The sequence below is a fragment of the Streptococcus sp. DD11 genome, assembly GCF_001578865.1.
Classification (GTDB): domain Bacteria; phylum Bacillota; class Bacilli; order Lactobacillales; family Streptococcaceae; genus Streptococcus; species Streptococcus panodentis.
The window spans coordinates 125,963-134,300 of sequence record NZ_KQ969395.1 but is presented as its reverse complement, the minus strand read 5'-3'; the positions used below and the strand labels follow the sequence as shown (position 1 = coordinate 134,300).

At 48.9% G+C, this 8,338-nt stretch carries 6 protein-coding genes and 1 pseudogene; 6 read left to right on the top strand and 1 reads right to left on the bottom strand.

The genetic code is table 11. The annotated features are described in order from the left end of the window. From STRDD11_RS14435 to STRDD11_RS08370, 6 genes and pseudogenes are all read left to right on the top strand, one after another. Nucleotides 1-500: pseudogene (locus STRDD11_RS14435) on the top strand (competence protein ComEC); the annotation flags it as partial. Between the two features lie 93 nt (nucleotides 501-593). Then, a complete protein-coding gene (locus STRDD11_RS08390; protein WP_128836948.1) occupies nucleotides 594-1,874 on the top strand; it encodes a DUF805 domain-containing protein in 1,281 nt (426 codons plus the stop codon). Nucleotides 1,875-2,236: 362 nt separating this feature from the next. Next, a complete protein-coding gene (locus STRDD11_RS08385; RefSeq protein ID WP_128836947.1) occupies nucleotides 2,237-3,217 on the top strand; it encodes a Gfo/Idh/MocA family protein in 981 nt (326 codons plus the stop codon). Nucleotides 3,218-3,893: 676 nt separating this feature from the next. Then, a complete protein-coding gene (gene holA, locus STRDD11_RS08380; protein ID WP_128836946.1) occupies nucleotides 3,894-4,931 on the top strand; it encodes a DNA polymerase III subunit delta in 1,038 nt (345 codons plus the stop codon). Between the two features lie 72 nt (nucleotides 4,932-5,003). Then, nucleotides 5,004-5,609: a superoxide dismutase SodA gene (sodA, locus tag STRDD11_RS08375; RefSeq protein WP_128836945.1), complete on the top strand. Its 606-nt coding sequence runs from the start codon at nucleotides 5,004-5,006 to the stop codon at nucleotides 5,607-5,609. A gap of 538 nt (nucleotides 5,610-6,147) precedes the next feature. Continuing rightward, complete coding sequence (locus tag STRDD11_RS08370; RefSeq protein ID WP_128836944.1) at nucleotides 6,148-7,224, top strand: serine hydrolase; 1,077 nt, start codon at nucleotides 6,148-6,150, stop codon at nucleotides 7,222-7,224. 82 nt (nucleotides 7,225-7,306) lie between these two features. Here the strand turns inward: STRDD11_RS08370 and STRDD11_RS08365 are convergent. After that, nucleotides 7,307-8,338 (bottom strand): bifunctional transcriptional activator/DNA repair enzyme AdaA (locus tag STRDD11_RS08365; RefSeq protein WP_128837106.1); only part of this gene is annotated, 1,032 nt, incomplete at its 5' end.

Here is an 8,338-nt window from a genome sequence, read left to right as displayed (position 1 = left end):
CCCAGCCGGATTTTGTCCAGAAGCTGGAACAGATGCAGCGGCCGGTACAGGCAGCAGAGCTAGGACAGCAGCTGCCCATTTTTGATTCAGCCCTGCAGGTGCTCTATCCCAGTGATACAGGCGATGGCGGCAATGATGATTCCCTTGTGCTCTATGGAGAATTTTTCCGGACCAAGTTTTTATTTACTGGAGATTTAGAAGCTCATGGCGAGTCTGAACTGTTAAAGCTGTTTCCGCAGCTGCAGGTGGATGTCTTAAAGGCCGGACATCATGGCTCCAAAGGCTCCTCCAGTCCGGAATTTTTAGAGCAGATTCGGCCCAAGACAGTCCTTATTTCTGCCGGGCAAAAGAACCGCTATCAGCATCCGCATCAGGAGACTCTGGAGCGTTTTAAGACACTTGAAAGTTCGATTTATCGGACAGACCGGCAGGGAGCAATTCGGTTTACTGGCTGGGATTCCTGGCTGGTTGAGACGGTTCATCAGGATGAAGCGCCATGAGGCTGCTAGGACAGCTCCTAAACGCTTATTGATTTATCTATGTATTTGTGATAAGATAGTCCTTATAAAAAAATTATTGTAGAGGAGAAGCTCATGTTTGCTGCTTATAAAAAATTCTGGACACAGTATGTTGATTTTACGGGCCGCTCAAGCCGGTCTGATTTTTGGTGGGTCATGCTGTGCCATACAATCATTAATGTACCGCTGCTAATTATTATTTGGATCTCTGCTTTGGGAAGCTTGCTTTCTGCAGCCCAAGATATGGCTTATGGAGGAGAGGCAGATCCAGCGACAGTTCTGGCAGGGACAGGTTTTGCTGTGATTTTCTGGTTTATCATGATTATTTATTTTATGGCTACCTTCGTTCCTAATCTGGCTATCATTGCTCGTCGCCTGCGCGATGCTGGCTACCATTGGGCTTTTCTCTTCCTGTATGTCGGTCCGTTCCTGCTGTTATTTATTCCTATTTTGAACCTTATTGGATCTCTGGCGTTCATTTCATGTATGATTGTTTTGACTGTCCTGCTTTGTCAAGCTTCAAAACCTGAGCAGGCTGGGAATGCCTATGGTCAGCAATTTGGCCACTCAGGTTTCCAAGGCCAGCAGTTTGGTCAGCAGCCAGCTCAAAACCAGCAGTTTGGTCAGTCAGGCTTCCAAGGCCAGCAATTTGGCCAGCAGCCAGCTCAAAACCAGCAGTTTGGTCAGTCAGGCTTCCAAGGCCAGCAATTTGGCCAGCAGCCAGCTCAAAACCAGCAGTTTGGCCACTCAGGCTTCCAAGGCCAGCAATTTGGCCAGCAGCCAGCTCAAAACCAGCAGTTTGGTCAGTCAGGCTTCCAAGGCCAGCAATTTGGCCAGCAGCCGGCTCAAAACCAGCAGTTTGGTCAGCCAGGTTTCCAAGGCCAGCAATTTGGCCAGCAGCCGGCTCAAAACCAGCAGTTTGGCCAATCAGACTTCCAAGGCCAGCAGTTCGGTCAGCAGCCAGCCCAAAATCAATCTTCTGGTCAGGCTCAGCCAAATCCCGATTATTTCCAAGACCAGTCATTCGCTCAGGAGCAGTCTTTTGCTCAATCGCAGGCACCGGTTCAGGGCTTTAATCCGGCAACTACTGCTCAGCAGCAGCCAAGCCAAGAGCCTAACGGCTCCAATCCTTTTGCAGCTGCACCGCAGGCACCGGATCAAAGCCAATCTTCTGTTTTTGAGCAGCAAGTTGAAACGCAGGAGCCGGCCGCTGAATCAGCAGAAAGCCAGCCGGAATCTGCAGCCGTTCAGGAGGAAACTGTTCAAAATAATCCTTTTGTTTCAGCAATTCAAGAGGAACATGCGCCTTTATCAGCTGAAAATGCGGTGGATGATTCAACTGAAACACAAGAATGATGATAAGCAAAAAGCATTTCCCTGTGAGATGCTTTTTCCCTTTTCAGAAAGAGGGGCATATATGGTATAATCATAAGCAGACAGGAGCAGTGTTTGCTGATGGTGCCAAAGAAACTCTATTGTTGACGAGGCAAATCCACGGCAGCAGTTTGAGCACCTCGCTGCCTAGGACGAACAGGCTATATAAAAGCCGGTGTTTGCAGCTGACGTCAGCTCCCTGCCATACGTCGTTAAGGCTGTTTCACACAGGCCCAGCAGTTCTGCAAAGCTTTGCCAGGATTGGCGGTCAATCGTCCTTCAGCTGGCAAAGCCGCCTTCCTGAATACAGATTATAAGTTTTTACAAGAGATTGGAGAAATCAGATGGGAAATCAGCTTCGGTATAATTGGGCAACGCTGGGAACCGGCGTCATTGCTAATGAATTGGCACAGGCTTTGGAAGCCTTGGGAGGCAGGCTTTATTCGGTTGCCAATCGGACCTATGCTAAGGGACTGGAATTTGCCGAGAAATACGGCATTGGCAAGGTCTATGAGCAGATTGATGACCTCTTTGAGGATGAACAGGTGGATATTATCTATATCTCTACGCCTCATAATACGCATATTTCCTACCTGCGCAAGGCTCTGGCCAGCGGCAAGCATGTGCTCTGTGAGAAATCCATCACGCTGAACTCGGCTGAGCTGGAGGAAGCCATTGCTCTGGCAGAACAGCAGGGGGTCATTTTGGCTGAGGCCATGACCATTTATCACATGCCGATTTACCGGGAGCTGGGTCAGATAGCAGCAAGCGGCAGGCTGGGAGAGCTGAAGATGGTTCAGCTGAATTTCGGCAGTTACAAGGAATACGATATGAACAATCGTTTCTTTAACCGCAATCTGGCTGGCGGAGCTCTGCTGGATATCGGGGTCTATGCTCTTTCCTTTGCCCGCTGGTTTATGTCTTCCAGTCCTCATCAAGTGGCCTCTCAGGTCCGACTGGCACCGACCGGTGTGGATGAGCAGGCCGGCATCCTCCTGATGAATGAAGAAGGTCAAATGGCGACTCTGGCCCTGACGCTTCATGCCAAGCAGCCCAAGCGCGGCACTCTAGCTTACGACAAAGCCTATATCGAGCTCTTCGACTATCCCAGAGGACAAAAGGCGGTGATTACCTACACTGAGGACGGCCGTCAGGAAGTGGTAGAAGCCGGACAAACCAGTCAGGCCCTGGTCTATGAAGTTACTGACATGGAAAGGGCCGTAGCCGGTCAGGGCAATGAAATGCACCTGGATTATACCCGCGATGTTATGAAAATCATGACGGATCTCCGCAAGGACTGGGGTTTGACCTACCCAGAGGAGTAAAAACGCGCAGTGTTATGGCTCTTGGGGCAGCCGGTCCTTGCTTTAACAGCCCGAACCTAGAAACAAGATAGTGAGGACTGCTAAAAGCAAAGGAAAAGACTATAAAAAGAAAAATAGCAGACTTTCCTGCTGTTTTTTGTTACAATCAATACATGGAAACAATTCATACTCAATGAAAATCATCAGCAAATCAGGCAAAAGCAGACAGAGGGACAGCTGGCTGCTCATCCTGTTACGAAAATTCCCAAGGGGCTTTCTCGAACTCTGCAGGAACTGCTTGAATTAAAACTGTTCGTTTCAATCTAAATAGTGTCGGAGCTAGCTGCTCTGCTCAAAAGCTTCGGCGGAGATTTTGAGCTTGTAGATGAAGGACCGCAAGGAAGTGTCAAAAGCACGGCTGTTTGACGAAAGCTTCGCTTTCTTCATCTGCAGTCTCCCTTCCTCACCAGCTCGTTTCTGAGCTCGGGCTAAAAAGGTCCCCCGGACCTGCCTCGCTTTTCAGTTTTCAGGCTCGGGCTAAAAAGGTCCCCCGGACCTGCCTCGCTTTTCAGTTTTCAGGCTCGGGCTAAAAAGGTCCCCCGGACCTTTTTACTCCCTCAGATTGTTGGGGCTGACATGGTTTGAAGAGATTTTCAGAGAGTTATCAAGCAATAGACAGAATGAAGGGAGATGTGCTGTGCTAGCCATTGAAGAAATTAAAAACATCAATCCGGCAGCTCTTTCTGCTCTGACGGTTTTGACAGGAGATGATGCAGGACAGTTTGAACTGCTCAAGGAGCAGTTTCTCCGGCAGCTTCATTTTGATCCGGCTGATTTGAATGTCGCCGTTTTTGACATGAAAGAGGCGGATTATCAGGCTGTGGAGCTGGATTTGGTCAGTCTGCCTTTTTTTGCGGATGAAAAAATCATCATCTTAGACCGCTTTGCGGACCTGACGACTGCCAAGAAACGCTGTCTGACCGATGAGGAGCTCAAATCTTTTGAGGATTATTTGGAAAATCCGGTGGCTACGACCAAGTTGGTTATTTTTGCCCCAGGAAAACTGGACAGCAAGCGCCGGCTGGTCAAGCTGCTCAAACGGGACGGTCAGATTTTTGAAGCCAGTGAGCCCAAGGAGCAGGAGCTGCGCAGGTATTTCAGCCAGCAGGCTCAGGAGCAGGGCCTGCACTTTGCTCCGACAGCCTTTGATCAGCTGCTGATAAAGTCCGGCTTCCATTTCAGCGACATCAGCAAGAATCTAGCCTTCCTGAAAGGCTACAAGGAGTCCGGCCAGATTGAACCGGCAGACATTGAAGAAGCGATTCCCAAGACTCTGCAGGACAATATTTTTGACCTGACTCAGCTGATTCTGCAGCAGAAGATTGACGCGGCCCGCAGTCTGGTGCGGGATCTGACGCTTCAAGGCGAGGATGAAATCAAGCTGATGGCCATTATGCTGGGGCAGTTCCGTATCTTTACTCAGGTCAAGATTCTCTGGGAAAATGGCAGAGCAGAGAGTCAGATTGTGACAGATCTGTCTGACTATCTGGGGCGCAAGGTCAATCCTTATCAGGTCAAGTTTGCTCTCAGGGATGCCCAAAAGCTCAGTCTGACCTTTCTCAAGAAAACACTGGCCTGCCTGATTGAGACCGACTATCAGATCAAGTCCGGCCTCTATGACAAGGATTACCTTTTTGATCTGGCCCTGCTCAAAATCGCGACAGGCCGTGTATAAGCAAAATAGTTGAAAAATTCTCATGATTGCGTTATCATGCTCATATAAACTATAGAAAACGAGGACTCGCAAATGGCAATTATTTTACCTGACCTTCCTTACGCTTATGATGCGCTGGAGCCTTACATTGATGAAGAAACCATGCACCTGCACCATGACAAGCACCACAATACCTATGTAACCAATGTCAACGCAGCTCTGGAAAAACATCCTGAAATCGGCGAGGACTTGGAAAAACTCTTGGCTGATGTGGAGTCTATTCCGGCAGACATCCGTCAGGCTGTGATTAACAACGGCGGCGGCCATCTCAATCACGCTCTTTTCTGGGAATTGATGACACCAGAAAAGACAGAACCTTCTGCGGAGCTTGCAGCAGAACTTGATGCAACATTTGGATCATTTGATGACTTCAAAGCAGCTTTCACAGCAGCAGCAACCACTCGCTTTGGCTCAGGCTGGGCTTGGCTGGTGGTCAATCAAGACGGCAAACTGGAGGTTGTTTCAACAGCTAATCAAGACACACCAATCTCAGACGGCAAAACGCCAATCTTGGGACTGGATGTCTGGGAACACGCCTACTATGTCAAGTACCGCAATGTCCGCCCAGACTATATCAAAGCCTTTTTCTCCGTCATCAACTGGAACAAGGTCAACGAGCTCTACGCAGCAGCGAAATAAATTGAATGATAAGAAGAGGCTGGACAAAAAAGTCCAGTCTTTTGAATTGACGTTAGAAAAAAACAGATTGACGCAGGGGTTGATTGGCATCTTCCTTTGCTTTTTAATACTCTTCGAAAATCTCTTCAAATCACGTCAGCGTCGCCTTGCTCCAACAGTCTCTCAGGCTGCACGGCTGACGGGAACATCGTTCCTTTTATCTGCAACCTCAAAACCTCCGCTTGAATTTTTTGACACTTCCTGTCGGAAGTTTTATTCACCGCCCCAATAGTCCACTGGACTATTTGAGCAGCTAGCCCCTGCCCAGAAATTGAAAAGCAAGGAAGGCTTGGGGAACCTTTCGCTTCCCCGGACTGTTGAAGTTCCTAAAGGTTGGTGTTGAACTTCAAAGAGCAGGTATCCTCCTTGCTGCTTGGAGTGCTTTGCATCGTTTGAGCAGAAGGGTTCGTTTTTTGCTTCTGAATATTCTCTTTATTTATAGTTATACTTGTCATTTTCCTCATAATTTTTTATAATGATAAGTGCTAGGAGAAATGTTTTGAGTAGAAAAACTGTCATGATTACCGTCGCTGTCTTTGCTTCCCTCTGCCTGCTTGGCTTTGCCTTTCTTTTCTGGGCTGAGCAAAACAAGGCCGGAGAAAAAGAAGCTGTCAAAAAGATCGATATTGTCAAGCAAAGCGAGCCTAAGTCCAAAGAGGAGCAAACGGATGCAGCCAAACCGGCTGAAGAAAGGCCCAAACCAGCTGCCAAAAGTCCCGAGGACAAGCAGAAGGTCATGGAAGCAGATGGCCCGACCATGGATGCTTTGGGGCTGCGCTATGACTATGCCAATCAGAGTCTGCCTCAGGTGATTCAGACTTATTTGGCTGAAATGGGCATTGACCAATCGCAAATTGCTTTTTCTTATAAGGATTTAACCAGCGGCCAGACCTTTGCCATGAATGATACCCAGCCCATGACGGCGGGCTCTACCTACAAGCTGCCCCTTAATATGCTGGTGGTTGACGAGGTAGCTGCTGGTAAGTTATCCATGGATGAGCGTTTCGACATTACCCATACGACCTTTGAGTATCGGGGCGAGCATGATAACTATGTCGGAGCCTTTAATGGCGCTATGAGCATTTCTGATATGCAGGAATATTCACTGGTTTATTCGGAAAACACGCCGGCCTATGCTCTGGCTGAGCGCTTGGGAGGCATGGATAAGGCCTATGAGATGTTCAGCCGCTACGGCCAGTCCAAGGCTGATGTCAAGACCATCAGCCGGGAAAATAATAAAACGACGACGGATTACTACATCCAGGTGCTGGAGTATTTGTCTAAAAATCAGGAGAAATACAAGGATATCCTATACTATATCGGTGAATCTTTCCCCGGAGAATACTACAAACGCTACCTGCGCGACATTGCCATCTACCAAAAGCCTGGATATGTTCGTGAGGCGCTCAATGTGGATGCATTAGTTATGGAAGAGAAGCCCTATATTATAGCCCTCTATACGGCCTATCTGGGCGGCAGCACCGAAGCCAGTGACGAAATCAGCGGTGTCGGCATTGACCAAGTGGGACAGATTGCCTATGTCATCAACGAATGGCATCGGGTTAATATGAATTGATTCAAATAGAAATTCGACTAACTAGAATACGCCGCAGATGAGAATCTGGGCGTGTTTTTGGTTCGTATCGGCAGCTGGTGCTTCAGCTGGATTGGGAATTGCTGGCTATCTTCTTTTCCAGCTCCAGCAGGTATTGCTTTCGCTCTGCCCCGCCGCCGTAGCCGCCCAGCTCTCCATTGGTCTGGATGACCCGGTGGCAGGGGATGAGGATGGCGATTTGATTGGCTCCGTTGGCGTTGCCGACAGCTCGGACCTTCTTTTTATCGCCCAGCAGTATTGCCAAATCTTGGTAGCTGGCCGTTTGTCCAAGCGGAATGGTTTGCAACAAGTCCCAGACGGAACGCTGGAAATCAGAGCCTGCCAGATAGAGCGGAATGCTAAAGTCAGCAGACTTCCCCTCGAAATAGGCTGTCAGCTCCCTTTCCAGCTGCTGGATCAGGGGATTGTCTCCATGGATGATGCGGGCATTGAATCGATTGCGCAGGCGTTCGATTTCTTTTTCCAGGCCTCTGCGGTTGTCAAACTCCAGCAGATAGAGCCAGTCCTGGTCTGCAATGGCCAGCATGCGGCCCAGAGGAGTCGAGAGAAATCGAGCGGTTAGCAGTTTGATGCTTTCTTTCTTGCTTGGAGTTCCCATGATTTGACTAAAGGCGTCGTGAAAGCCGCTGGCTGAACGATAGCCGGTATTCAGCTGTTGGTCGATGACCTTGCTGCCTTTTTGGATTTCATGAAAAGCCAGGCCCATGCGGCGGGCCCGAGCGTACTGGACAAAGGTTAGACCGTATATTTCTTTGAATTTCCGGCGGGCAGCAGCTGAGTTAAGCCCTAACTCTCTGAAATCAGCTTCCTTCCAGCGCTTGGCTGGCTGGTCTTCCACAGCCTGGACCAAAAGATCTACTTCCTCAGGAATCTGCTGGGGAAAGCTCAGGGGCTGACAGATTTTACAGGGACGAAAGCCTGCTAAGAGAGCATCCTCCGCCCGGTCGTAGAAGTCGCAGTTTTCATACTTTGGTTTTCTGGCCCGGCAGGAAGCGTGGCAGAAGATACCGGTAGTTTTAATAGCAGCGAAAAAAATGCCATCATAATCTTTATCTTTCTCAATTAGGGCCTGATA